The organism is Leptospira brenneri, assembly GCF_002812125.1.
GTDB classification, from domain to species: domain Bacteria; phylum Spirochaetota; class Leptospiria; order Leptospirales; family Leptospiraceae; genus Leptospira_A; species Leptospira_A brenneri.
The window spans coordinates 197,488-222,880 of sequence record NZ_NPDQ01000002.1 but is presented as its reverse complement, the minus strand read 5'-3'; the positions used below and the strand labels follow the sequence as shown (position 1 = coordinate 222,880).

General features: G+C 38.6%; 24 protein-coding genes. 6 read left to right on the top strand and 18 right to left on the bottom strand.

All coding sequences use genetic code 11. The features are described from left to right. Positions 1 to 64 precede the first annotated feature (64 nt). Entirely contained in the window at positions 65 to 1,246 is a 1,182-nt protein-coding gene (locus tag CH361_RS04420) for an acetyl-CoA C-acetyltransferase (protein ID WP_100789628.1), read from the bottom strand. A 90-nt stretch (positions 1,247 to 1,336) separates the two neighbouring features. On the opposite strand from CH361_RS04420, the gene CH361_RS04415 reads away from it, so the two are divergent. Then, the gene (locus tag CH361_RS04415) at positions 1,337 to 2,734 is read left to right on the top strand and encodes a DUF6938 domain-containing protein (protein WP_100789627.1); all 1,398 of its coding nucleotides are present in this window, start codon (positions 1,337 to 1,339) and stop codon (positions 2,732 to 2,734) included. Between the two features lie 7 nt (positions 2,735 to 2,741). Here CH361_RS04415 and CH361_RS04410 read toward each other — a convergent pair whose 3' ends face one another. Next, on the bottom strand, positions 2,742 to 3,050 hold the full coding sequence (locus tag CH361_RS04410; protein ID WP_100790018.1) for an Hpt domain-containing protein: 309 nt from the start codon (positions 3,048 to 3,050) through the stop codon (positions 2,742 to 2,744). Between the two features lie 143 nt (positions 3,051 to 3,193). Between CH361_RS04410 and lpxA the strand changes: the two genes are divergently transcribed. Both lpxA and galE read left to right on the top strand, forming a co-directional pair. Then, positions 3,194 to 4,000 carry an acyl-ACP--UDP-N-acetylglucosamine O-acyltransferase gene (gene lpxA / locus CH361_RS04405; protein ID WP_100789626.1) on the top strand — a complete coding sequence of 269 codons (807 nt, stop codon included), beginning with the start codon at positions 3,194 to 3,196 and terminating at the stop codon, positions 3,998 to 4,000. Beyond that, complete coding sequence (gene galE, locus CH361_RS04400; RefSeq protein ID WP_100789625.1) at positions 3,997 to 4,965, top strand: UDP-glucose 4-epimerase GalE; 969 nt, start codon at positions 3,997 to 3,999, stop codon at positions 4,963 to 4,965. The genes lpxA and galE overlap by 4 nt, the downstream gene beginning before the upstream one ends. Here galE and CH361_RS04395 read toward each other — a convergent pair. From CH361_RS04395 to CH361_RS04375, 5 genes are read right to left on the bottom strand one after another with little or no spacing between them, the layout of a single operon-like run. Further along, on the bottom strand, positions 4,960 to 5,760 hold the full coding sequence (locus CH361_RS04395; RefSeq protein WP_244279562.1) for a M15 family metallopeptidase: 801 nt from the start codon (positions 5,758 to 5,760) through the stop codon (positions 4,960 to 4,962). The genes galE and CH361_RS04395 overlap by 6 nt on opposite strands. Positions 5,761 to 5,774: 14 nt before the next feature. After that, the gene (gene recG / locus CH361_RS04390; RefSeq protein WP_100789624.1) at positions 5,775 to 7,844 is read right to left on the bottom strand and encodes an ATP-dependent DNA helicase RecG; all 2,070 of its coding nucleotides are present in this window, start codon (positions 7,842 to 7,844) and stop codon (positions 5,775 to 5,777) included. Beyond that, positions 7,841 to 8,242 (bottom strand): hypothetical protein, encoded by a 402-nt coding sequence (locus CH361_RS04385; RefSeq protein WP_100789623.1) that lies wholly within the window; start codon positions 8,240 to 8,242, stop codon positions 7,841 to 7,843. Before CH361_RS04385 ends, recG begins: the two co-directional genes overlap by 4 nt. Next, on the bottom strand, positions 8,243 to 9,247 hold the full coding sequence (locus CH361_RS04380) for a metallophosphoesterase family protein (RefSeq protein WP_100789622.1): 1,005 nt from the start codon (positions 9,245 to 9,247) through the stop codon (positions 8,243 to 8,245). Then, positions 9,248 to 9,928: a hypothetical protein gene (locus tag CH361_RS04375; protein WP_100789621.1), complete on the bottom strand. Its 681-nt coding sequence runs from the start codon at positions 9,926 to 9,928 to the stop codon at positions 9,248 to 9,250. Positions 9,929 to 9,985: 57 nt separating this feature from the next. Between CH361_RS04375 and CH361_RS04370 the strand changes: the two genes are divergently transcribed. Beyond that, positions 9,986 to 10,987: an NAD(P)H-dependent glycerol-3-phosphate dehydrogenase gene (locus CH361_RS04370; protein ID WP_100789620.1), complete on the top strand. Its 1,002-nt coding sequence runs from the start codon at positions 9,986 to 9,988 to the stop codon at positions 10,985 to 10,987. On the opposite strand, the gene CH361_RS04365 is transcribed toward CH361_RS04370, so the two are convergent. The 11 genes from CH361_RS04365 to CH361_RS04315 all read right to left on the bottom strand — a co-directional run bounded on the left by CH361_RS04365 (position 10,984) and on the right by CH361_RS04315 (position 23,154). Beyond that, on the bottom strand, positions 10,984 to 11,388 hold the full coding sequence (locus CH361_RS04365; RefSeq protein WP_100790016.1) for an MAPEG family protein: 405 nt from the start codon (positions 11,386 to 11,388) through the stop codon (positions 10,984 to 10,986). The two genes, CH361_RS04370 and CH361_RS04365, sit on opposite strands and share 4 nt — an antisense overlap. Before the next feature lie 208 nt (positions 11,389 to 11,596). After that, complete coding sequence (locus CH361_RS04360) at positions 11,597 to 11,989, bottom strand: hypothetical protein (protein ID WP_125232053.1); 393 nt, start codon at positions 11,987 to 11,989, stop codon at positions 11,597 to 11,599. A 169-nt stretch (positions 11,990 to 12,158) separates the two neighbouring features. After that, positions 12,159 to 12,947 carry an alpha/beta hydrolase family protein gene (locus CH361_RS04355; protein WP_100790015.1) on the bottom strand — a complete coding sequence of 263 codons (789 nt, stop codon included), beginning with the start codon at positions 12,945 to 12,947 and terminating at the stop codon, positions 12,159 to 12,161. Positions 12,948 to 13,048: 101 nt separating this feature from the next. After that, entirely contained in the window at positions 13,049 to 13,807 is a 759-nt protein-coding gene (gene map / locus CH361_RS04350; RefSeq protein ID WP_100789618.1) for a type I methionyl aminopeptidase, read from the bottom strand. Then, positions 13,808 to 14,782 carry an arsenosugar biosynthesis radical SAM (seleno)protein ArsS gene (gene arsS, locus CH361_RS04345; protein WP_100789617.1) on the bottom strand — a complete coding sequence of 325 codons (975 nt, stop codon included), beginning with the start codon at positions 14,780 to 14,782 and terminating at the stop codon, positions 13,808 to 13,810. A gap of 2 nt (positions 14,783 to 14,784) precedes the next feature. Beyond that, positions 14,785 to 15,126: an arsenosugar biosynthesis-associated peroxidase-like protein gene (locus CH361_RS04340; RefSeq protein WP_100789616.1), complete on the bottom strand. Its 342-nt coding sequence runs from the start codon at positions 15,124 to 15,126 to the stop codon at positions 14,785 to 14,787. Positions 15,127 to 15,283: 157 nt separating this feature from the next. Next, positions 15,284 to 16,753, bottom strand: a complete 1,470-nt coding sequence (locus CH361_RS04335; RefSeq protein WP_100789615.1) for a TolC family protein — start codon at positions 16,751 to 16,753, stop codon at positions 15,284 to 15,286. Beyond that, a complete protein-coding gene (locus tag CH361_RS04330; RefSeq protein WP_244279651.1) occupies positions 16,750 to 19,881 on the bottom strand; it encodes an efflux RND transporter permease subunit in 3,132 nt (1,043 codons plus the stop codon). The genes CH361_RS04335 and CH361_RS04330 overlap by 4 nt, the downstream gene beginning before the upstream one ends. Before the next feature lie 165 nt (positions 19,882 to 20,046). Continuing rightward, entirely contained in the window at positions 20,047 to 20,823 is a 777-nt protein-coding gene (locus CH361_RS04325) for an enoyl-CoA hydratase/isomerase family protein (protein WP_100789613.1), read from the bottom strand. Between the two features lies 1 nt (position 20,824). Continuing rightward, positions 20,825 to 22,873 carry an AMP-dependent synthetase/ligase gene (locus CH361_RS04320; RefSeq protein ID WP_100789612.1) on the bottom strand — a complete coding sequence of 683 codons (2,049 nt, stop codon included), beginning with the start codon at positions 22,871 to 22,873 and terminating at the stop codon, positions 20,825 to 20,827. 68 nt (positions 22,874 to 22,941) lie between these two features. After that, entirely contained in the window at positions 22,942 to 23,154 is a 213-nt protein-coding gene (locus CH361_RS04315; RefSeq protein WP_231292475.1) for a hypothetical protein, read from the bottom strand. Between the two features lie 165 nt (positions 23,155 to 23,319). Between CH361_RS04315 and CH361_RS04310 the strand changes: the two genes are divergently transcribed. Both CH361_RS04310 and CH361_RS04305 read left to right on the top strand, forming a co-directional pair. Continuing rightward, entirely contained in the window at positions 23,320 to 23,550 is a 231-nt protein-coding gene (locus tag CH361_RS04310) for a hypothetical protein (protein ID WP_004785568.1), read from the top strand. A gap of 229 nt (positions 23,551 to 23,779) precedes the next feature. After that, positions 23,780 to 25,306 (top strand): MutS-related protein, encoded by a 1,527-nt coding sequence (locus CH361_RS04305; protein WP_100790014.1) that lies wholly within the window; start codon positions 23,780 to 23,782, stop codon positions 25,304 to 25,306. The last annotated feature ends 87 nt before the right edge of the window (positions 25,307 to 25,393 follow it).

The window sequence follows — 25,393 nt, the reverse complement described above, 5'->3', positions numbered from 1 at the left end:
AGATAATCCTTTTGGTACCTTGTCAGGAGGTGATGACGACCCGGAAATAATTGATAAATGTAGTTTAAGCTTTCGGATTTTCTAAAACGATAGCAATTCCTTGGCCACCACCAATACAAAGAGAAGCAACTCCGTATTTCACCCCGCGTCTTTGCATCTCCAGTGCCAATGTCAAAGTCACACGGTTACCAGAAGCTCCGAGTGGATGTCCAATTGCCACCGCTCCACCATTCACATTGGTGATTTTTGGATCAAGACCTAGCTCTTTTTGAACGGCTAAGTATTGTGCAGCAAAGGCTTCATTCACTTCGACAAGACCGATGTCTTTTAAACTAAGTCCGGCTTTTTGTAATGCAGCAGGAATGGCAATAGCAGGACCAATTCCCATCTTCGCAGGATCGCAACCAGCATGACCCCATGATTTCACAATGGCCAAAGGTTCTTTTCCTAATTTTTTTGCTTGGGAAGCAGAAGCCACGATCAAAGCAGAGGCACCGTCGTTAATACCGGATGCATTTCCCGCAGTCACCGTTCCATCTTTTTTAAATGCAGGTTTTAAGTTTGCAAGTTTGGTGGCACCTGCTTTCCCTTTGATGAACTCGTCTTTATCAAATACAATAGGATTTTTTCCATTGATCGTAATGGCATGAATCTCATCTTTGAAGATTCCTTTGTTTGTTGCTTCTTCTGCTCTTTCTTGTGAAGTAGCAGCCCAAAGGTCTTGTTCTTCTCTGGAAATTTTATATTGGTCAGCCAAATTTTCTGCAGTCATCCCCATTGGAAGTTCTACATATACATCAGTTAAACCAGTTGCCAATGAATCTTCAAATTCAGTATTTCCATAACGAACTCCGAACCTAGCATTTCTCACCACATAAGGTGCGTTACTCATAGATTCCACACCACCGGCAAGAACCGTATTTGCTTCACCTAACATAATTTTTTTGGCAGCTTGGATGACAGCTTCCATTCCAGAACCACAAAGCCTATTGAGTGTGAGTGCTGGGCTTGCAATTGGAACTCCTGATTTCAAACCAATATGTCGTGCTAAATAGATTCCGTCTTTGCCTGTAGGGATAACGTTTCCAAAAATACTTTCTTCAATGAGAGAAGGATCCACGCCAGTCTTTTGAAGTGCTGCTTTTGAAACTTCGACTCCGAGGTCTACGGCACTCATATCTTTGAGAGTTCCGCCAAAACTACCGAATGCGGATCTAAGTCCGCCCAAAATGTAAACTTGTTCCATAGATACCAGGAATAGCCAAATTTAGTCATCTGTCAGCTAAGAATTGAAATTTCACTTGAAAGAGATTCTGACATGGATACACTTCCTTGAATGAATCGAGAACCCTTGTTCGGCCTGGAAACCGGCTTTTTATCCAAACAAACCGCTGGTCTCATTCGTGGAATCCTCGCGAAAAGTTACTCCATCGGGAATTCGCCCGTTTCCTTGTATTCTTCTCCCTCTCCTTTATATCCAGGTTTGGAACTCATTTCAGACGAAGGAACAAATCCCATCCAAAAACGATTGGTGGTCGGGAGCATCCGTATGGGTTATGGCCACCACCGTATGGCTCTTTCTGTTTATTCTCATTCGTTAAAAAAACAAATCCCTACTTACCTACATGACCTTTTGGCAATCAATTCACCCGAAGCTTCTGCCATTGCCGACATTGATTCAGGTTACAGTTATTTTTCAAGACTCAGTGCTGAAATGGGGGGACCTGTGGAATGGTTCTGGGGTGGACTTATGTCCCAAGGAAATCTAACCTCACTAGAACTTTCTTGTCAGTTAGCAGAACTTTATAAGGGGCTAATGAATGGGATCCCCACTGATTCCCCAATCATCACCACATATCCGTTAAATGGTCAAATTGCAGTCGCCTCTGGATTTCAAAAAACCATCCACCTAATCTGCGATAATTTCCCCCAATACTATTTATTAGTTCCGGGTGCAATGAATTTAGTCCAAACCCCTTCTGCTTATACAAAGTTTGTGGAGATGGGTGTTCCAAAAGAAAACTTAGCTGTAGCCGGTCATTGGGTTTCCGAAGACATTGTATCAGGTGCCGTTACTGATAGTGAAAATCGAGTACGTCGAATTGATGCTAAAAAATGTAGACGGTTTCTCATTCCCATTGGAGGAGCCGGAGCACAAAAGGGATATATTTTAGATTTAATCAAACTTTCCAAAAAACATCTGCAAAATAAAAAAGCAGTCTTTTGGATCAATACAGGAGACCATTCTAAAATTTTAAATTCCATTGAAGAATTTCTGATACTACAAAAAATTCCTTATTTGTCCATCAACACTTGGGAAGATTTAATCCACTTCATCGAACGCCATCCTCTACGTTCCGAAGACAATGAAAACAATCCCCCTGTTGTGTTATTTCATTTTCCTTCACATACAGAAGCTTTTTCTGCCACTGACAAACTCATTCGTATTACAGATGTTCTCATCACCAAACCATCAGAACTTGCTTTTTATCCTGTTCCCAAACTTTTCATTCGAAGAGTGGGAGACCATGAAGCCGCATCGGTTCAGAGGTCATTGGAACTTGGTGAAGGAACTGTGGAATGTCGTGAAGCGAAACATGCAAAAGAACTCATTCATATTTTTACGGAATCGGATGATTTGTTGCTGCGAATGAACGAGTCCGTGATAAAAAACATCATAGAAGGAATCTATAACGGAGGTAAGACGGCCGTTGCCATGTCGACCGCTAATTAAATATGTTCTAATTAGAAAACTTTACTTCTAATTCTTTTCTAGTGGATAACCAGATGCCAGCAATCTTTTTTCCCTCTTCCACTGCCGACTCAATCTCCCCAGTTTTTGCTAAACTTTCTGCTTTGATCACCACTTCAGAAAGTCCTGCCAAACCAAAATTTGCAGCCACACCCTTAATTTGGTGTAATTCGGCCTGTAATTCTTTTGGTTCTTTCGATACCAAAAGTCGGTCTAAATTTTCGATCCGAGTTGTCATGTTTTCCAAAAGAGAGGTAATCATCTCCTTAAGCCATGCCAAGTCCTCGGGATCATTCATATCCACTAAAGATTCTATTCGAGACCAATCTATTAGCAAGTTACACCTTCCTACCAAAAGTAAACAGACTCTAAAAAGCGTGTAAATTACATTTTAAAAAATCATTTGCATGGCTTCGGAACCGTATTTTTTTGTAAAACACTATGAAAATTCACCCCACAGCCATCATCGATCCGAAGGCGGAACTCCACGAGTCCGTAGAAGTCGGACCATTTTGTATCATTGAAAAAGATGTCAAAATCGGCGAAGGAACCGTCATCGAATCGCATGTCAAAATTCAATCTGGAACTCGAATTGGTAAGTTCAATAGACTCTTTTCTGGGGGAAGTTACGGTGGATTGCCTCAAGATCTAGGATTCAAACCGGAAACTAAGACCTATTTAGAGATTGGTGACCATAATATTCTGCGAGAGAATGTTGTTTTCCACCGCGGAACTGTGGAAGGAAAAGCTACAACTGTGGGGAACCACAATTACCTTATGGGGAATGTCCATCTGGCTCACGACGTGATCGTAGGTGACCACAATATCATGGTTCAAAACACGATGCTTGCCGGCCATGTGGTCATTGGTAACAAAGTTTTTATTTCGGGTTCTGTGGGAGTCCACCAATTTGTTCGTGTTTCTGATTATGCAATGTTAGCTGGGCTCACGAAAGTAGTAAAAGATGTTCCTCCTTATGCAACAGTGGATGGACATCCCGGTGCTGTGGTGAGTTTGAACGTTGTTGGTATGAAACGAGCAGGAATTGCTGCCGATGTTCGTTTGGCAATCAAACGAGTGTACAAAACTATTTACCATAGTGGACTCAACACCAAACAAGCACTTACGGAGCTAAAGAAAGATCCCAATCCAGCACCAGAAGTTCAAAAAATCATCGAATTCTTTGAAACTAGTAAACGCGGAGTCGTAGACCATCGTTTTGTATCTGGTGGATCAGACGAAGAATGAGAGTTCTCGTGACCGGGGGAGCCGGTTATATTGGTAGTCATATTGTTTTAGAATTAATGGAACTTGGACATGAGATTCTTGTGGTAGATGACATGGAAAAAGGAAATGAAGCCAATTTGTTTCCTGGAAACGAATTCATCAAAGGCGAAATCCAAAACCCAGAAATTTTAAAACAAACCTTTGCTAAAAAAATTGATGCAGTATTTCACTTTGCTGCTTGGAAAGCAGCTGGTGAATCCATGACAGATCCACTTAAGTATACAATGAACAACCTAAGTGGAACCTTTACTTTGTTAGATGCAATGATAAAGAATGGTTGCCAGTATTTTGTTTTTTCTTCTTCGGCAGCTGTTTACGGAGCACCAAAATACCTTCCTATCGATGAAAACCATCCTTTAAATCCTGAAAACTACTACGGATATACAAAGTTATGTATTGAAGAAAACTTGGAATGGTTTGATAAATTAAAAGGTTTAAAATCAGCTAGATTACGTTATTTCAATGCAGCTGGTTATGATCCAAAAGGTAGGGTTAGGGGAATTGAAAAAACTCCTGCGAATTTACTACCAATCATTATGGAAGCAGCTTCTGGAATTCGAAATGGTTATGAAATCTTCGGGACCGATTATGAAACAGAAGATGGAACTTGTATCCGAGATTACATCCATGTTTCCGACTTAGCAAAGGCTCATGTTTTGGCACTGAACTATATCATGTCAAAGAACGAAAGTTTAACGGTAAATTTAGGTTCAGAGGCTGGTTATTCCGTAAAAGAAATGGCAGATCTTTCTGAAAAAGTAGTTGGGAAAACCATTTCTCACAAAACAGGACCTAGGCGACCAGGTGATCCAGCTAAACTACTCGCCTCTTCTGCAAAAGCGAGAGAACTTTTGAACTGGAAACCACAGTACAGTGATGCAGAAACTCTGCTCGCCAGTATGTGGAGTCTTTACAAAGACCTATAAAGAAGGGTTTTGAATTTTTTCACAATCCGGGTTGATGGAACGAACATAGTCCAAAGCCCGGTTTCCTAAAACATCAGCACCTAAAAAACTTCCTGTTAGTTGAATCTCACCGGATTCAAATCCTTTCACCCAAGCCTTGGTGAGTTGGTTTGAAATGGGAGCATAAGACCAATGCCACTTTTCTTCTTGGTATCCTTTATTGTTCCTAGTCGACAAACTATTGTAAGGTTGGCAAAACCCATATTTATGAGCATTTTGTTTCAACCAATCGTAAAGAATTTTCCCTTTTCCCGTTTCTTCAAAATAACCGTTGTCTAAAGCATTGAGGTCAAAATCAGTTCCCCAATGGTGACGAGAAGTTCCTGGGGCACTAGAAAACTCTAAAATCAAGTTGGTGATTTCTTCGGGAGATTTTCCTTTGATCGGAACTCGCATCGCCTTTTTACCAGTGAACTTGGATTCCCAAATTCCCTTTTGATGGGTAAAATTTCGAAAAGAAGATACTAAAAAGATATGTTGTTTATAAGAAACAGGTTTAGAATCTTCAAAATCATTTACCATTTGGTGAAGTGCTTTTTTGACTTCCGGTCTAAGGAAATGATCTTTTCCATTTTCTTCTAAAATAACAGGCGCTAGTGGCCCAGGGGAATTAAATTTACCAGTCAAATAAGAAGTTTTTTCGATTCCCAAATACAAATCTGTTTGGGAAGGTTTGACTGGTTTTTCTCCGCAAACTAAAAAGAATGAAACAAATAAAAGGGATAAATACTTAGTTCGTAACATGGTTAAGTTCATTAAAAAATCCAGGATTAATTCGCAAATAAAAATTTACCTTCACTGAATCTTGTACTTAATTCTGCAAGTTCCTTAGGATCATCCAAAGGAAAAGAAGAAGCATCTTCTTTTGCCTCATCGAGTAAACTTCGATCAGAAACTAAATCAGCAATCTTAAATTCAGGGAGCCCACTTTGTTTGACACCCAAAAGTTCTCCCGGGCCTCGAATGGCTAAATCTTTTTCAGCCAAATAATACCCATCATTCGAAGCTACTAGTGCCTCCAAACGATCACGACCCTCATCGCTGATAAAATCGCCTGTCATCAGTATACAAAAACTTTCGAGATCACTCCTTCCCACTCGACCACGTAACTGGTGTAATTGGGAAATACCAAATCTCTCTGCATGTTCCACTACTAGAATCGTTGCATTCGGAACGTCCACTCCCACTTCCACAACGGTAGTAGTGACAAGAATTTGAATTTCTCCTGATTTATACTTTTCCATTACGAATTCTTTTTCTGAACTTTTCATCTTTCCATGTAATAAACCAATTTTTAAATCAGGGAAAACTGTGGTTCTTAAATTTTCGTAAGCAACAGTACAAGATTCTAAGTCTACTTTTTCTGACTCCTCTACCAATGGATATACAATATAACACTGTCTACCAGAACTCACATACTTACGTATAGAATTATAAACTCCCGCACGGCGGTCTTCTTTGTACCAACGAGTGTCAATGGGTTTACGACCTTTGGGTTTGGTTTTGATATTTACAAGTGTCAAATCCCCATACAAAGTGAGACAAAGTGTACGAGGAATCGGCGTAGCAGTCATCGCCAAAATATCTGGATTTTTTCCTTTGGAACGAATGGTTTCCCTTTGATCCACTCCAAACTTATGTTGTTCATCAATGACAACCAGGCCAAGATCAGAAAAAATCACATCTTCTTGTAATAAAGAATGAGTTCCGATGATGATATTGGATTCGCCAGTTTTGATCCTGTTCAGTTTTTCAGAACGATTTTTTTTATTCTCACCACCAAGCAAGAGTTCAATGCCAAGAAATGGCATATTCCCCATAAATTTATATATGGTTTGGTAGTGTTGCCGTGCTAAAATTTCTGTCGGTGCTAAAAATACGACCTGAATATGATTATCGATATAGTGTAGACCAACAAGAAGTGCCGTAATCGTTTTTCCAGAACCCACATCCCCTTGGAGTAAAAAGGCAGCAGGAGAGTCAGAACTAGTTTGAGACAAAATTGTATTTACCGCAACCTTTTGGTCTTCTGTCAATTCGAAGGGAAGATTTTTTTCCAAGTTCTCCCTTGAAGGAGATTTAGGAAGCGGCCAAAGCAAACGTTTTACTTTTTGACGTTCCCTTTGTTTGTATAAAAGAAGTCTTTGGAAATAAAAAAACTCTTCATAAGCAAATCTTTTCCGTGCAATTTGTACAGCCTCCATCGTTTCAGGAAAATGGATTTCATGAAAGGCTTTGTCCCGGTCAAGTAATGATCGTTTTTTAATTATTTTTGCAGGTAAATTTTCGGAGATCACCCCGCCTTCCAAAACTTGATGGATGAGTTTTCGTAAACCCTTAGAGTCTAAACCATCCTCTTTCAGCGCTTCAGTCGATGGGTATAGTGGAATGATTCGACCTGCATGGATGGAATCTTCAGGATCATCTTTGTCCGATAAAAATTCATACTCAGGATGAACAATTTGATATCCTTTAAAGTATTCCAGTTTCCCTGAGATTACTACTTTTCGATCAACTGTAAAAATTTTATGAAAAAAATTCACACCACGAAAGAAAACTAAATTGATCCTTTCGTTGTTTAAGGTCCGAAACCCAACAAGTAACCGGCTTTTTTTTCCATGAACAATATAACTGTCCGCAATGGATCCGAGAAGGGTTACAACATCCCCTTGTTTTAAAATGATATCTTTTGTAAAATTGCGATCTAGATAACGCCGAGGGTAATAAGTTAGGAGGTCAAAAAAAGTAAAGATTCCATGTTCTAAAAGGACTGACTTTCGTTTGGGTCCGATCCCTTTTAATGTAGATAAACTTTGTAATAGGTCAAGGTTTTGTTTCATAGTTCATCTGTAGGTTTCGGAGGTCCAAAACCATTTTCATTTGTCCCAGAAGATTCTGTTGTATTTTTTTCTGAATCCAAGATCAAATAACAATACTTACATCCATAAATTTGTGCCTGTTTTTTGCCTTCACTATTTGTATAAGTCGAAATGGCAGCATATAAAAATTCATTTTTGTTTAAAACTGTCCCACAAACAGGGCATAGACGAAGCCTCGGAAGATTTGGATCTTTTTCCTTTCCATATACTTTTCTTGGATCTCCAACACGCAGAGACCCTTCTTTTGCAAGGCGTTCTTTTTCTTTTTTGTTTAAACTTTGGTTGTCAACGGCCGAGAGTGCATATATAAAAAATGCTACCGTAAATAGGACACCGCAAATCGTAAGAAAGGTGACCATTTAATTGCCTCGAATATAATCTTCTGAACTCACCGTTGAGATAGGATTTTGAGAGATGAGTTTTAATTGTTTTTCAGAACAATCCACTTCAATGAGTGTATGCCAATCCTCACCACGCAATTGACAAAGATTTGACTGGACTACGTTTTTTCCGTCCATAATGATTTCTGCATAATATCCACCTTCCTGGAACCCATGAAGGGAATCCACAGCACCAAAGTTAGATGGATTGATAAAAACAGTATTTTTTGTTTTTTTTATTCCTTGGTCTTCATGTACATGGCCTGAAACCACAAGAGACGGAGATTCATCATCCAGATACCTACGAATCCCTTGGCTTCCACATTTCCCTACACCAGGAATGTTATCGAAGTACCCATAGGGAGGATTATGAATCCAACAAATATCTGGTAGTTCTTGTCGAAAAAAATCTTCTGGTTCGCTATAATTTTTTCCATTCTTTGTGTACTCATGAAAAACTACAGTGAGTTTTTCTGGAATTCCTGATGTCCAAATAGGAGCACCACCATAACCAGAAACTTTTAAATTTCCAAATTCAAAACTTTTCCGATGAACTTCGCGTTGGTAAAGTTCTGTATATTGTAAATCCAAATCATAATTTCCCGGCAAACAATATACAGGTGACTTGGCGTATTTTATAATAAGTTTTTCGATGATTTCATATTTTTCTTTCATCGTTTTAGCAGCTAGTTTGTATAAATCGCGATACTTTTGTGATTTTTCTACAATCGCTGTGGAATACTTTTCAGGAAATCGAATGGCGTGGGTTGTGAAATCAAAAGGAGTGGAATCATCCTTTCTTTCCGTTAACAAATAATATAACTCTTCTTGGACTCCACAAAAATCGATGATACGATCAAAAGAAAAAAATGCCTTATAAATGATATCTCCGGAAAACATATACAAATCTGCTTCTGTAGTTTGTAAGATTCGTTTTAAACCATGAAGTCCATCATGGATGTCCGTTAGATAAATGATCTTCATTTATTTATTTTCCCAAAGTAACATCTGTATATCGCGATCTTCTTCTATATAATCGATCTTCAAATACTCAGGCCCAAAAAAATCCACAAGTGGTTTTAGAATGGTAGAGGATCTTACAAAGATATACAGTTCGTTGTTATCACCGATAATGTATTGGATGTCGATTTTTCCGGCGATGGAAGGAACCAAATTCAAAAAATAATTTAGATCAAATAGAATTTCCCACTGAAGTCCAGTGATGGAAAGAAGATGAGGTGCTGCATTTAAGATGGATTCAAAAACCTTTTTTTTATGGAAAGGATCTACTTTGCCAAACCACCTAACAAAATCAAATCGTCTTGGTTTTGTGTCCCAAACCCGGTACCCCACAATTTTTAACCGCGCCTTATTGTCTTTTACCGAAACTGGCTTTAGGCGGACACGATAACGAATGGACTCTACATTTAAAAAACGAGCAATCCAGAGCCATCCCATTCGGTACACTCCAGTCAAGATGACTTCACCCTTGGCAGAAGAGACTTCCAAACTCTCTAAATCGGGATCTTCTGCAATGATCTCAGTCGATATGACCTCATGTAAGCTACCAAGAAGCAAGGTAACCTTATAATTACTCTTTGGGACCACTTTGGGTGGCAAAAAGAGATTTAGCGGATTGAAACGGAAGAGATCCGTTAAAAGCATATTTTAATTTTTATTTTCTATTGCCTTTTTGGAAAGCAGATTTAGAATACTGAACTCATGAAGATTGGTATCATTGGCGCCGGAAGTTTTGGCACTGCACTAGGTAGTATTTTAGCGGACAAGGGTTATGACGTGACCCTTTGGACCAGAAGCGAGGATCAGGCTAGATCCATCAATGAAAACCATATGAATTCCAAACATATGCCGGATTTGGTGTTACCAGAAAAATTAAAGGCGGATACAAATCTCATCCATGTCGTCAAAGACAAGGAGATGATTGTCTCGGCTCCTCCAAGCCATGCGCTTTCGGGAATTCTAAAAGAAATTAAAGACCATATCCCTCCCAAAGTGCCCATTGTTTCTGCCTCCAAAGGGATCGAAAATGAAAGTCTCCGACTTGTTTCTGAAATTTTTGAATCTGAGCTCCCTGGTCAATTCCACTCCCAACTTTCTTATCTTTCCGGACCAAGTTTTGCCAAAGAAATGGTGAAACGAGTTCCGACCATAGTTTCCATCGCTTCCAAAAACGAAGCCACCGCCAAACGAGTGCAAGAAATCTTTAGTTTTACTTACTTCCGAACGTATTGGACCCCTGATGTGGTAGGTGTGGAAGTCGGTGGTGCCTTAAAGAATGTCATCGCCATTGCCGCCGGGGTTGCCGATGGACTTGGGTTTGGTCAAAATACAAGGGCTGCTCTCATCACACGCGGGTTAAACGAAATCACTCGTATGGGAATCAAAATGGGTGCCGATCCCATGACTTTCCTTGGACCTTCCGGTATGGGAGATTTAGTTCTTACTTGTTGTGGGGAAGGATCGAGGAATAGAACCGTTGGCTTTCGTCTCGGTCAGGGAGAAAAACTAAACGCAATTTTGGCTTCTATGAATGAAGTAGCGGAAGGTGTCAAAACAACTCTCTCGGCAAAAAATCTTTCTGACAAACTGGGTGTGGAATTGGCCATCACCCAGGAAGTCTATCGAATGTTATACGAAGATAAAGATCCGAAAGAAGTAGTCAAAGCTCTGATGAGCCGTGATTTAAAACGGGAAGGAGTCTAAACAAGACGCACTAGTAGAACAATATAGGTTACAATTTGTATCATATAAAATGTAAACCGAACATTCACTGCAAGAACACTAGTAGAAGTTAGATGAGTGAAGGATTGTAAAACCCTTGCTCCTAAAATCAAAAGGCCTGCTTGGTTCACAAACTCGTCAATCATACCAAAGTTAGCTGTTAAAAATACAACGGTTAAAAAAAGAGGAAGGTTTTCTAAACTATTGATATGAGCTCGGTTCAGCCTCCAATTGAAGTCTGATCCATGTTGGATTCCCGCAGGAAACTCATTTGATTTCTTTTTGCCCAGTAATACCAACACCCCTCTGTAGGAAGTTAAAGAAACTCCCAGACCTAAAGTCCAAAGTGTAAATCCGATTAACGTAAAATAAATGGTTTCCACAAATTCTCCTTTTGTATCCAAACTTAGATATTGTTTTTAAGATACGGAAAGAAATTTTACAAGAATCAAAAACCCTTGTAAATCAATTAATGAAATTAAAATTCTTTTTCATAATTTAAAAATAGGATTTCTTAACAAAATTTCAAAAATCCGATGTTATACGAAACGAATCAAGATACCGAGGTCGAAACTCTAATCTATTTATACTTTAAATTTTTTTCAATAGCTGGTTGATAAATATACCGTTAATCAAAGTCCAAGAAAAAAGGGCAAAACCCATTAATACTGAACCTTTGCCCCATACCTCATATGGGAGAAATGCCAAGGAACTAATAAACCCCAAAAGAATCGTATGTTTGATTTCAATTTGTTTGATCAGCAAAAATTTTGTCATTAGATGGAATAGGAATGCACCAATCAAACCGGCAAGGATGGTTATGAATTTGATTTGATTTTCAAAAGTAAAAAGGTTGGCGACGGCATAGTAAATTGTAATCGAAAGAGTTAGGTGGATCAGCTTTCGAATGAGACCTCTCCTTAAGTTAAAATAAAGAGTTGAGATTGGAAAAGTAAACCCAGGAAGAAAAAACATTGTTAACATAAAAAGCTCTTTAATACTTTTACTGACATTAATTAAAGAAGCAAAAACAAAATAAAACAACCCAAACATTATGGAATTCACAAGGGGTCTGTTTTTTTTACAAAAGTTTTTAAAAATCATATAACAAACCTAATGTGTTTATGTTCTAAAAAGAAGTCAATTCGATTGATTAAGAAAACCCAATCGTTTTGATTTCTTTCCATATCCTAAGCCATGAAGAGGAAAAAAAATGATCTGGAGCCTCTGGAATTTCGATCGAGTTCAGTCCGTTCGCTTTTGAAAAATTGATAGTATATTCTTTCGGAAACCATTTATCCTCTTTTGGGAGAAAGATTGTATATTGGGTTCGTTTTTGAATTTCCTTTGGTGTAACAACAAATCCAGGCAAAAATAAATTCTTTAAAAAAACAGATAGGTCCTGCAAACGAATTCGACTGTTTTCGATAACAAATTTTAAGTGTTCGATCTTTCCATCTTCTAACCATTGGGGCGTAGAAAGAGTCTCTAATATTTGTTTGTTGGGAGTTTCCTCATCGGATAGACCCGGAACTAGGAGTAGTCGACTAAACTCTTCAATGGAACCTGATTCATATAAATACCGAAGGCTAAGAACACTATCTAAAATCGGAGAAAGTAAAAATAATTTACGAAACGGGACTTCTTTAGCATACATCATCAGCGCGGCCCCACCTCCACTGTGTCCGATGCCATAAAGTTCTTTGTTAAGATATCCTTTTCTCTTTAAGTAACCATCTAACAACCGTATGGAGGATTTAGGATCGTAGATTCCTTTTGAATTTCCATGAGAAGGAGGATTGAATCGAATCAGTCTAAGACCTAATTCTATTAATTCGGAATCCCGAATCCGAAACGATCTGGCATTCCCACCAGTACTTGGCCAAAGCACAAGCACCCCTCTCACCTCTTCAGGAGAGGCCCCAGATTCTGTGATTTCCAAGGATTCTGAAAAGGATGATTCGATCTGTTCCAAAGAATATCTAGTTAATTGAATTTGGTTAAAATTTCCAGCTAACAGTAACTAGCTGGCCACTATGATTCTTATAATGTGGCAATGATAGGCTTTCCATTCTGAACAATTACAGTATGTTCGCACTGAGCCACGAAACTAAGTTCACCACGACGGTTCCCAGCCACAAGTGTCCAACCATCTTCTTCTTCATAAGCAGTTTGGCTTCCAGTAGAAACAAAAGATTCAATCGCAAGGACAAGACCATTGTTCAATTTTCTATGATCTCTTTTGTCTTCATAAACCAATACTTGTGGTTCTTCATGAAGTTTTTTTCCCGTTCCATGACCTGCTAGATTTTTGATTACAGTAAATCCATTTTCAATAGCTGTTGAGTGGATTTCCTTACCAATGTTACGCAGATAATTTCCAGTATATGCTTGTTTTGTGGCGCGAAGAGTTCCCTCGATCGCTGCTTCACAAAGTTTTTGGAGTGTTTCGTTCTGAGAATTCCCAACCACAAAAGAAATTCCTGTGTCGGCATAGTATCCATCTAATTTTGCGGATACATCGATATTTACTAAATCACCCTCTTTCAAAATCGTATCTTTTTTAGGAATCCCATGAGCGATTTCAAAGTTAGTGCTGATACAAGTATAACCAGGAAACTTGTAATCATTTTTAGGGGCAGAAACCGCACCTGCTTTTTCAAATTCAAGTTTGGCGATATTGTCCAATTCCAAAGTCGAAACTCCTGGTTTGGCAAGAAGTTTCAAAAGTTCACGAACTTTAGCAACAAACTTTCCTGCTTTTAAAATACCCTGAAGGTCCTTTTCATTTTGAATCGACATCTACACAATCTCCCCACCGCAACTGGAACCTGCACCAGCAGTACATCCATAACAGTGATTTGCTACAACGATATCGCGGCTTAAGAATTCTCGCAAATCGAAATCCTTTAGATGTTTTACCTTTTGTGATTTCAAATCCAACATTTGGTTAAAATCACAATCATAAACCGAACCATCATACCCTACAGAAATTTGATCCAAACACATAAGACCGGCAACTGTCGCAGGATTATAAGCATTGGCTAAAGTTTCCATATACATTTCAAACTTACCACCTCGAACTAGTGCCCCTAAAAATCGGCTGATGGGAAGGTTATTAATACAAAATAATTGGTTGAATACAATTCCGTATTTTTTTTCCAAATTTTCTTTGTATTCTCTCTCTAAAACAGATTGTCCCGAACCTAAAAATAATCCATTGGGATTATAAACTAAATTCAAAGGAAGTTTGGTTCCATAACCAAGAGCATTTAATTTTTGTAATGCGGTTATGGATTTTTGATAAACACCTTTTCCTCTTTGGTTGTCTGTCGTACTTTCAATGAACGACGGTAACGAGGATACAACTTCCACCTGATTGGATGCTAAAAATTCATACAACCAATCATTCCCTGGTTCTTCCAAGATGGTGAGATTACAACGATCCATCACTCTTTTGCCGAGTTTTCTCGCACCTAAAACCAAATCCTTAAAATGAGGATTTCCTTCAGGGGCACCACCTGTGATATCTACAGTTTCTATACTGGGAGTTTTTTCAATAATCTCCAAACAGAGATCCACTGTAACCTTATCCATCATCTCAGTTCTTATGGGAGATGCATCTACATGGCAATGCCTACAAGCTTGGTTACACCATTTTCCTACATTGATTTGGAAAACCTTCAAAGACCGAGCCCCGATAGAATGCCCTACAGAATCGGAAAACTTTTTTCCGCTAAAGGATTGTAAGGTGGATAGTTGTTCCTTCGTTTCCATAACTAAAAAGAAAGTTCGTCGATTTTGTTTTGCATTTGAACGCTATGAACTAAATTGATTCCGGCAGCCATTGCTGCAGCTACATGAACCGCTTCGTTCATTTGCGCCTCGTTAGCGCCTTTTTGAAGGGATGTGGAAGTGTACGCATCAATGCAATAAGGGCATTTTAATGCATGAGAAACTGCCAAAGCAATCAGTGCCTTTTCTCTTTCTGAAAGTGCACCTTCTGCCATCACGGCCCCATAATATCCAAAAAATTTCTCTGCTAAAGCAGGGTTAGTGCGTCCGATCTCTCCAAATTTTCCAAGATCCGTTGCGTTGTAGTAGTGATTTGTTTCTGCCATGTTTTTCCTCAACTTGTTAGCTATCGTTATCGTATCAAAATCCAGATTTTCAAATCAAATATTCTGAACAACGACAGTAACGATCAGGTTATCTTCCGATTGTTGGATTAGTACAACATATTGGACAAATTACAATATTTAAATCCATCATCCTAAATCATTCTTCAGAAGATTGTGTACCCGTAAGGAGGGGGAGTTCACCTGTGGCAACACCTAGTACGACTCGATTTAAATGCCTTTGGTAATTCATCTTTTGTAATGCCATTTTAGAATTAAGAGTGCTAATTTTAGTTCCGATTAAATCCGCCAAACTGGTTCGTCCTAAATAATAAGCTGACTCCTGGCTTTTTAATGTATCCAAAGCAAATTGGTAAGCCTTTTCATAAATTCCAAATAACTTCTCTGAATTCTTTAAATTTTGGATTGCATTCTGAATTTCTTGGACGGCTGCCCTTCGGGTTTGAGAAGCCGTCAGTTTCGCTTGTTTAGTTGCCGATTCTGCCATTTCTAAATCTGCATATTGTGTGAGTGGTGTCAGTGGCATCGTAATGGCAAGCTGAGCAGTCACATCTTTGCTATGTGTTTGCCCTGGTGTAGGGAATGAATAAAAAGTATTCACAGCAACATTGGGAGCAAAACCAAACATAGCTTTTGTTTCATTTGCTTTTGCGACCTCGATTCCTTTTTTGGATGAAATCACATCATATCGTTTTACTAAAATATCATCCACATTTTCAATATTAGGTGATTCAATACGAGGAACGGAACTTTCCAAAGTTATCTTAGAATCCATTCCCACCATAGTCGACAATGTTAACTGAACCTGTTCCAATTGTGATTTTGTGTCTTCTAATACTGCTTGGGCATTTGTTACGGCTGTTTCAGAATTTAAAAGTTCATAACGAAGTATTTTTCCAAGTGAAAAAAGTCTCCTTTTTTCTTTCGCGGCTTCTAAATGTAAATTTAGAGATTCTTCTGCTTGGTTTAAACTATCTTCTAGTTGCAAAACATTATAATATGCTAGTGCAATTTCCATATACATTCGTCCAGCTTCGAATTTAGCCTCCATTCTCCTTTGTTCGGCCAAACTTGTATAAGCTTTGTAATCTTGGTAAGCCAAAAGTCCATTTGATAAAGGAAAACTTAATAATAAACGAGAACCGGCTCCTACTGTTGGAGGAAGAGTCGATGAGGTTGTTCTTGATGGCAAAAGGGATGCATAATTTTCGGTTTGTATTGCCTGGTATGTTTTGTAATTATCTAAAGGAGTTGGGTCAGCGGTATGACCCGGAATAGAATAAAATTTATTGTAAACATAAGATAAAGTGGGTAAAAAACCTGCCATGGCTTTATTTTTGCCATACTTTGCGAGGTTTGTAGCCTCATCTTTAAGTGCGATTCTTTCTGTTTTTTCCACAGCTAACACAAACAAATCATTCAAACCCATTGAATTTTTTGATAATGTTCGTTCCAAATCTTTTGTAGTAACGCCTGTTATTTTTTTTAAACTATCCTCAACAACTCCATCACCTACCTTTATATCCTGTCTAGACGAACAGAAAAAAACAAAAAAGGATCCAATGAAAAACAATCCGAATCGAAATAAATGGCTATTCACTAAATTCATTTTGATTTCTCTTTTTCAAAAAGTACGTAAGCTGCTGGAACCACAATAAAGGTAATGAGAGTGGATAGAATCAAACCACCAAGAATCGTCACAGCCATGGGAATTCTTGTTTCTGCACCAGGCCCCAATGCAAGGGCGGGAGGGATAGCTGCCGCAATGGATGCAAACGAGGTCATCAGAACTGGCCTTAGCCGAACAGGACAACCTTCTAATATTGCATCCTTTATGTCTTTACCTTGAGAACGTACGAAATTTACGAATTCTACAAGTAAAATGGAATTTTTTTTCACAAGACCCAATAACATGATGAGACCTATAAAACTATACATATTAAACGTTTGTCCCGTTACATATAGGGCAACCAATGCACCAGAAAAACTAAAAGGCATGGCAAGAAGCACATATAACGGTTGTTTTAGACTGTTGAACTGACTTGCCAATACCATATAAGAAATTAAAATTCCCAAACAAAGCGCAAAGACTAATCCGTTTGTTGATTCATTTGCAGTTTTCGCTGAACCTGAAACAGCAACAGAATATCCTTCAGGAAGGTAATCTTTTGCAATTTTTATAGATTTTTCCATGGATACAGTTTGTCCCAATTGGATGGGAGGATTTCCAAATAATTTTATCGCCCTATCACGATTCACTCTTGTAATGCTCTTTAAGGCTTTTTTGGATTCAAATACCAAAATTTCTTGTAACCGAATGAATTCTCCATAGGTATTTCTTACTTTGATATTTGGTATAATGTCTGCGTTTTCACCTTGTGCTTTATTGATTTTGATTCGAACATCATAACTCCTACCATTTTCTGTAAATCGACTTACCTTTCTTCCTCCCATAAGAGGACCAATGGTATTACCAATATTAGCCATACTCACGCCTCTTGCAGCAGCCGCATCACGATTTGGTAATATACGAAGTTCGTCTTGTCCTAATACATAGTCTGTATCGATGTCTTGTAAAACAGCTTCTTCTTCCAATTTTAATCTGATTTGATCAGACACTTTTGCCAAAACATCCCAATCAGGACCAGTTAACACAAGTTCAACTGGATAACCACGACCTGCACTAAAACCTCTTTGTGAAATGTCTATAATGGTGAATTTGGCTTCTGGTACGATCGGTTTTAATTCTTTACGCAAATCTTCAAAAATTTCCATTTGTGTGATTTCTTTGCCAGTTTTCGGGTTGATAGGTCGTTTGCCCATAGATTGCATCGAAACAAAAAACATGGCAGCGTTTGATTCTGATCCATCAAAGCCCCCTACGTTTCCCATATATCGTTCAATGCCTGGTTTAGAAAGTAGATATTCTTCCACCTTCCGCATTGCGGAGTCTGTCCCTAAGATGGAGGTCGTAACAGGTAATTTAGCACGCAGAATAAACCTGCCCAAATCTTGCGATGGAATGAATTCTTTCTTTAACAATAGAAAAAATCCAAGTGAGAATAGAAACACCAAAGTAGAAACTATGAGTATGGTAATAGGATATCGAATTACATATTTTAATGTATTTTCATAAAATGTTTCTGCTCTTTTGAGGAAAGCTTCTATAATGGGATCTAAGAACTTAAAAATTCCTACCTGGTCCCAAAACCTCAAAAACAGTTGAATCCATCGATTCTGTTTCCAATTCAACACTTCATCTGTCATTGGAAGTTTTTGTTTTGACTTCGATTTTTCTTTGTCTTTGTATCGGGAAGCTCGCATAGGTGTAAAACTAAGTGCTTCAAATAAAGAAAGTAAAACTGCAACCGCTACCGTAATTCCAAATTCTAAAAAGTATCTCCCGATCACCCCTTGCATAAAAGCAACAGGTAAAAAAATGGCAATGATCGCCAGTGTTGCTGCAAGGGCCGCAAAACGGATCTCAGCGGCACCTTCTAAAGATGCTTGGTACCAAGTTTTACCCATCTCTTTATGGCGACTTATATTTTCAAGAACCATGATGGCATCATCGACAACAATACCCACTGCAAGTGACAAACCAAGTAAGGTGAATGTGTTTAATGTAAATCCAAGTATATATAAAACTAAAAATGTTCCAATGATGGAAGTAGGTATGGCGAGTAAAACATTTCCTGTACTACTCCAACTTCCCAAAAATAAACGACAAACCAAGCCAGTTAATATAATAGAAAGAATCAAAGTAAAAAGAAGTTCTTCAACCGATTCACTGATAAATGTTGTATTATCATTGGCAACACTCAAACGATAACCTTTAGGTAAAAATGGTTTGAGTTCTTCCATTTTTAGTTTTACTGCGTTTCCAACCGCAACGGCATCCGAACCCTTGATTTTTTTGATACCCAATCCAACTGCAGGAATTCGATTAAACCGACTAATTCGTTTAACCTCATCTAACCCATCTTCTACGGAGGCAACTTCCTTTAATTTCACCGGTCGGTACATTGCTGAACCACTACGTGAATTTATATAAATATTTGAAAGTTGTTCCACTGTAGGTACATCACCCACTGCACGAAGTGAAACTTCAGATTTTTTGTTCTCTAATTTCCCAGATGGAACTTCAATGTTTTGTTCCAATAATGTATTGGCGATGTCGTCTACTGTTAGTTCGTTGCGAGCTAACCTGTTAGGATCCAAATATACGTTGATGGTTCTTTCTACATACCCACCAAGTAAAATCTCCCCAACCCCTGGAATCTTTTGGAATTTATCTTTGAGGAATGATTTTACAAAAATCATCTTTTCCTGTTCCGTTTTTCCCTCGGCAGTGAGAGCAACCCAAATGATAGGTGTATCATCTGGATTTGCTTTTAATAATATAGGGGGATCAAGTGCATCGGGGAGTTTGTTCTGAACCTGAGCAATTTTAGTTTGGATTTCTTGTAAGGCAACATCCACATCTCTGTTCAACCCAAGTTCTACAGTAATTGTGGCAGCACTTTCTGTAGAGGTAGATCGAATTTCTTCAACCCCTTCCACCGTCAAAAGAACTTCTTCCAATGGATCCACAACATCTGACTCCATTACGGAAGGGTTAGCACCTTGCAAAGTGAGAACGATATTTACAACAGGAAAGTCAACATTGGGCATCTGCGAAAGCCCTAGTCGAGAAAGTCCGATGACGCCAAGGAGAACCATGGCGAACATCATCATCCAAGAAAAGATAGGATTGCGGATGGAAATTTCAGAAAGATGCAAGTAACCTCAACTTTTAAGCGAACAGCGCCTAAAAGTAAGACCCCTCATTCCACCACAAGGTTCCAGACAAAAAGAAAAAAGACTAGAAGCTAGTGCAAGTACGATCGAAAAGTTGCCCTTTCAAGTAAGGAACTTTGGTCTACGTTTTTCGATGAGAGAAAGAAACCCTTCCTGTCCATCATGAGACAAAATCACTTTTACGAATAGATCTGCATCTATTTGGAATAAAGATTCCATTTTTTTTCGATAAGGTTCCCGTAGGGCTGTTTTCATTCCACGGCTAGAATTGTTTGTAAGTTTAGAAAGTGACTCAGCAAATTTCAAAGATTCACCAAACAATGATTCGGCGCTAAATAGTTCATCTACAAGACCAATTTCTTTGGCTTCTGGGCCTTTGATTTGTTTGCCGGTATAAAGAAGGTCACGAGCCACTTTTACGCCTACCAAGTCTTGTAACACAATCGTAGGAATGGATGGAAAATTAAGGCCAACAATGGCTTCGGAAAATCCAATCCTTGCCCCTTTGTCTACCATGTACCGGTAATCAGAGAAGAGAGCAAAAACAGCTCCCGCTGCCATACAATGTCCATTCACTACAGCGATGGTAGGAACAGGAAAGTGGAAATAGGTTTGGGCAGTCTTTAACAACTGTTCCACGGATTTTCTAACATCCTCTTCTGTTTTCCCATACATTAAAGTGGGTTCAATCCCGTTGGAAAAAAACTGTGTTTGTGCGGAGGTAAAAAGTAAAACACGTAAATTTGGATTGTTTGCGTGTTTCTTTAAGATTTGTTCGAATAATACAAAAGCTTCGTAATCAAAAGTGTTCTTTTCATTGGACTGCATCTTGATTTCCAAGATGCGGTCTCCATGAAAGATCTCTGCAAAAGGATTCATATTAACTGTTTTTGTAGAGTTCCAAGATTCTGTCTTTGTATTTTTCCGTAATTACGTGTCGTTTCATCTTCATTAAGTTAGTAAGCTCATCTCCAACCTCAAATGGTTTTGTAATGAGGGTTACATACTGAACTTGTTCAAAGTTTTTGAATCCCGTTTTAACACTGTTAAAATTACGAACTTCCTTTTTGTAGAAATCTACAATTCGCGGATTGGCGATTAATTTCTCAGGATTCTTTTCTGAAATTCCATTTTCTTCGGCCCAAGGAATGAGCGCATCAAAATCAGGAACAATGATGGCTCCTAATACTTTCTGATCCTGGCCCACAATCATTGATTGTTTGATATATGTGGATTCATCAATTTTATTCTCAATAGGCACTGGCTCTACGTTTTCCCCACCAAGTAGAACGATGGTATCTTTCGCACGACCAGTGAGTGTCAGCGTTTTTTTGAAGTTGATCATACCGATATCACCGGTATTCATCCAATTGTCTACAATGGTCTTATTGGTAGTTTCTGGATTTTTATAATATCCTTTCATTACCTGAGGCCCCTTGAGATGAACTACACCCTTAACACCTAACTTACCAAAGATGATATTTTTTTTGTCATCAATATGGCAGAGGACATTTCCAGCATCATCCCGAATTTGCACTTGGCTGAGAGGAACAATATCACCCACAGAACCCATAATCGGACGATCGAAGGTTCTTGCAGAAATGACCGGACCAGTTTCTGTCATTCCATAACCTTCCAGAACGGTAATCCCAATATCCATAAAGAAAGCATCTACGTGCTTTTGAAGGGCTCCTCCACCAGAAAGAGTGGCGCGTAAATGTCCACCTGTCGCTTGGCGGATTTTGGAAAGAACAATGCGATCCAAAGTAAAGGAGTTAAAAATCGCTCCGAGTCCAGCAATTACGTAAAGTGGAGTTTTAAGAGCACTTTCTTCCGGTAGTCCCAATTGAGCTGCTAAAATAGCTAAAATAGTAACGGTAAATGGACCAGTTAACAAAAGTTTAACTACAGCTAGAAGTGATAAACCTAAGGATTGAAAAATATTTCTACCTACGTAATCCACTTCCCAACCTTTGAGGAAACGAACCGCAGCATGGTAATGTTTGGAAAAAAAGTAAGCTACCTTAAACAACAATCTTCTGACAGGAGGAGTTTGTTTTGGATCATTGATACGAGTGTAAATTCCGTTATAAATACTTTCCCAAACACGTGGAGCCGAAGCCATAAAGGTAGGTCTTGCTTTTTGGATGTCATTACGAAGTTCCGTTACTTTTGTGTAGTAAGTAGAACCTCCATTGATAATTGCAAAGTATTCTACAACTCGCTCGAAGATATGCCAAACAGGAAGGATAGACAACATACGATCGTCAGGTGAAACTTTCGCCACACGAGGAACCACATAATGCATTTGGTGGATCATATTGGAATGCATGAGCATAACACCCTTTGGCATTCCCGTAGTTCCAGAAGTGTAAATCAGAGTGTACAAATCGTCCGGTTTGATTCCCGCAATTCGTTTCTCTACTTCTTTACTTCCTTTGGCTCTCATTTCCCTCCCTTTTTCTAGGAGATCATAAAAATGAAGGATTCCAGATCCAGATTTAAGTTTGGTTTCTTTATCCATAATGATGACGGTTTTCACCGATTTCACTTGGGATTTGTTGTTTTTATATTTTTCGTAGACTTTATCGTTTTCAACAAAAACGACCTTCGCTTCAGAATGATTCAAAATATAAACAATTTCAGAATCGGTGATATCAGAACCTCGAGGAACGTTGGCTGCACCTGCAGTGAGCACCGCACAATCGGCGATGATCCATTCCATACGGTTGTCAGCAAGAACACCAACGTGTTCTCTTGCCTTAACTCCTAAATCAATGAGGGCTTCCGCCAATGCGAGTCCGTCTTCGTAGAGTTCTTTGTAAGTGAGGGCTTGGTAATCCTTTTGAGCATTCTTATACCAGAATGCGGGTCTTGGACCGAATTTTTCTGCGGATTCCTTATAAACGTCTGCTAGGTTATTTGCCATATCTCTCCATCTAAAAGCGGTCTTTATGATAGGGCCTACTTTTAGATGGTCAAGAGAAATTTAGGTGTTTAATCCCAGTGGAACCCTTCGCGTTGGTGTCCTTTTTTCAAATGTCGTTTGCGAATTTCGCGAAGTTTGGTCATTTGTTCGAGATTGAGTAGGTTACGAGCCGCAAGTCCCATTTGAGGGAGAAGGGTTTCGTCTTGTGTGTTGGCTAAAAACTGGTTGGTCTTCACAAAGGAGCTTTTAAACTCCAAATTCATATCGGGATAGAAATCCATACAAGCCTCCGTGCTTTCCGGTTTCCGGGGTATTTGTTTTTGGAGATTCCCACCATCCGTGGTAGGTAGCCTCCCCCCGATATATGTATCGCCGGAAAATGAATATCCTGAAGCAAAAAATTTTGCTTGTACTATTTTTTTTTATCTGATTATTGGTATTCGTTCATGACGATTCGATTGGAAAATTCTACTGGCAGACGAAACGGGCGTTTCGTTGCTTACGAGTATGGAGAAGACCTATTTGGCACTCTCTATTTGAATAAATTTTCTGGTCGGGAAAAAGGTCGTCTGATCGACAAGTGGAGATTAAATGATTTAGGAAGTCTCATTCGTGTACTAGATACAGAGATTTCTCGTAGGGAAGAAGAAAATTACGAACGACCCCTTTTCCACTAATCCAACCTATGTTTTCCTAAACTTTAGGAACAAACGTTACAAATCCAAAATACAATACCTTTCTAAGAAACTAAAGAAAATTGCTTTATTGCGGTTTGTTACCTTTACCGCTTTTATCGGAGCCTTACTCTTTTGTTATCTAAATCAATTCTCTTGGAAAGAATATTCGGCCTCTTTTTTAGTCCTGGTTCCTTTTCTCTATTTAGTGAGATTGTATTCGAACCGCAAAATTCAAATCCAATATGCCAAAAAAACATTTAACTTCCTTTTAGAGGAAATTCATAGATTACGTGGTGAATTTAAAAAAATAAAAACGAGAGAACATTGGGAATATCCAGAATCTGTAAGAAACCATCCGCTCTCTATTGATTTAGATCTTTGCACCAAACAAGGATTTATTGGAATTTATGATGTTACCATCACTGAGATTGGTTTTCAAACTTACCTAAAACGTTTTTTACAAGAACCTTTAGAAGATACAAAATTCAATTTCCATTCACAAGACATTGAAAAAATTCTAAAGAAAGAAACCAAAACGCAAGCCTACCATCTTTTGCGAAAGTTTCTGGTTCCAGAAGCCGAAACCAATGAAAAGTTTCCTTTACCTGAAGTAAACGCAGAAGATTTTTTCTGGAAAAAAAGACGGCTTTTAAAGGTGATTTTTCCTATTTGGGGAACCATCACTCCGCTTTACTTAGTTCTCGGATTGTTATTTGATTTACCACTCATCCCCTTACTCCTCCTAATCAATGGGATTTTATTTTTTTCCTACCGAAGTGACTCCCTGAAACAATGGAAAGAAATTAAATCATTATCCAGTGGAGCGTCACGGTTTCAAAAAACCTTTATCTATTTAGCAAAAAATAGAAAGGCAACCAAACAAATGATTGGTCGCATAACTTCCTTAGGTGACTCTTCCGAATTACTGATTTCCCCATTACCACATTTGATTCTCAATTTACTCTGTTTATGGGATCTTTGGAAAATCAAATCCCTCGAAAAATGGAAACTAAAGTTTGGAAATCTTTGGAATGAAATACAAATTCAAATTGTACAAACAGATGTTATCCTTCCTTTTGTGAACTTTGGATTTTTATTTCCGGAAGTTAGTTTTCCGATTCCTTCTAGTTCGGGAGACCTCAGTGCTAGAAGTTTAGTTCATCCTTTACTTCCGATAGAAAGTCGAGTGTTCAACCCTTTGACTCCCATGTTACCTGGTGATCTGATGATTGTGACTGGATCGAATATGAGTGGAAAAACAACATACATGAGATCCATCGCCATGTCTTTATTACTTGCAGGAACAGGAGCTCCCATACTTGGTTCGGAGTTTACATTTCCAGAATTTCAAATCCATACTCTCATTCGTTCTCAGGATTCTATGGAAGATGGGGTTTCCTTTTTTTATTCTGAAGTGAGACGTCTTTCTTCGATCATTCAAAATGCAGAATATTCAAAAAAGGTTCCTATTTTATTTTTAGATGAGATCTTGAAAGGTACCAATTCCAAGGAACGATACATCGCAACACGTGAAATTCTTTCTGTATTACGCGAAAAAAAATGTATCGTATTTTTAACGACTCACGACTTAAAACTGGCAGAAATTCCTTGGGCGAAACGATTCCACTTCACCGAACTTGAGATTGATGGGCAAATGGACTTTGATTACAAAATTCGAGATGGAGTTTCGGGTTCGACAAATGCACTCAAAATTCTAAAAAAAGAAGGAATTCCGATTCGAAATGAAGAGGAGTAAAAAGTAAACACTTCACCTGCCACCTGCGGCAAACTCTAAGATAGAAAGTTCCTTGGAGTGAAGGAATGTCTTTCTATCCTTTTATTT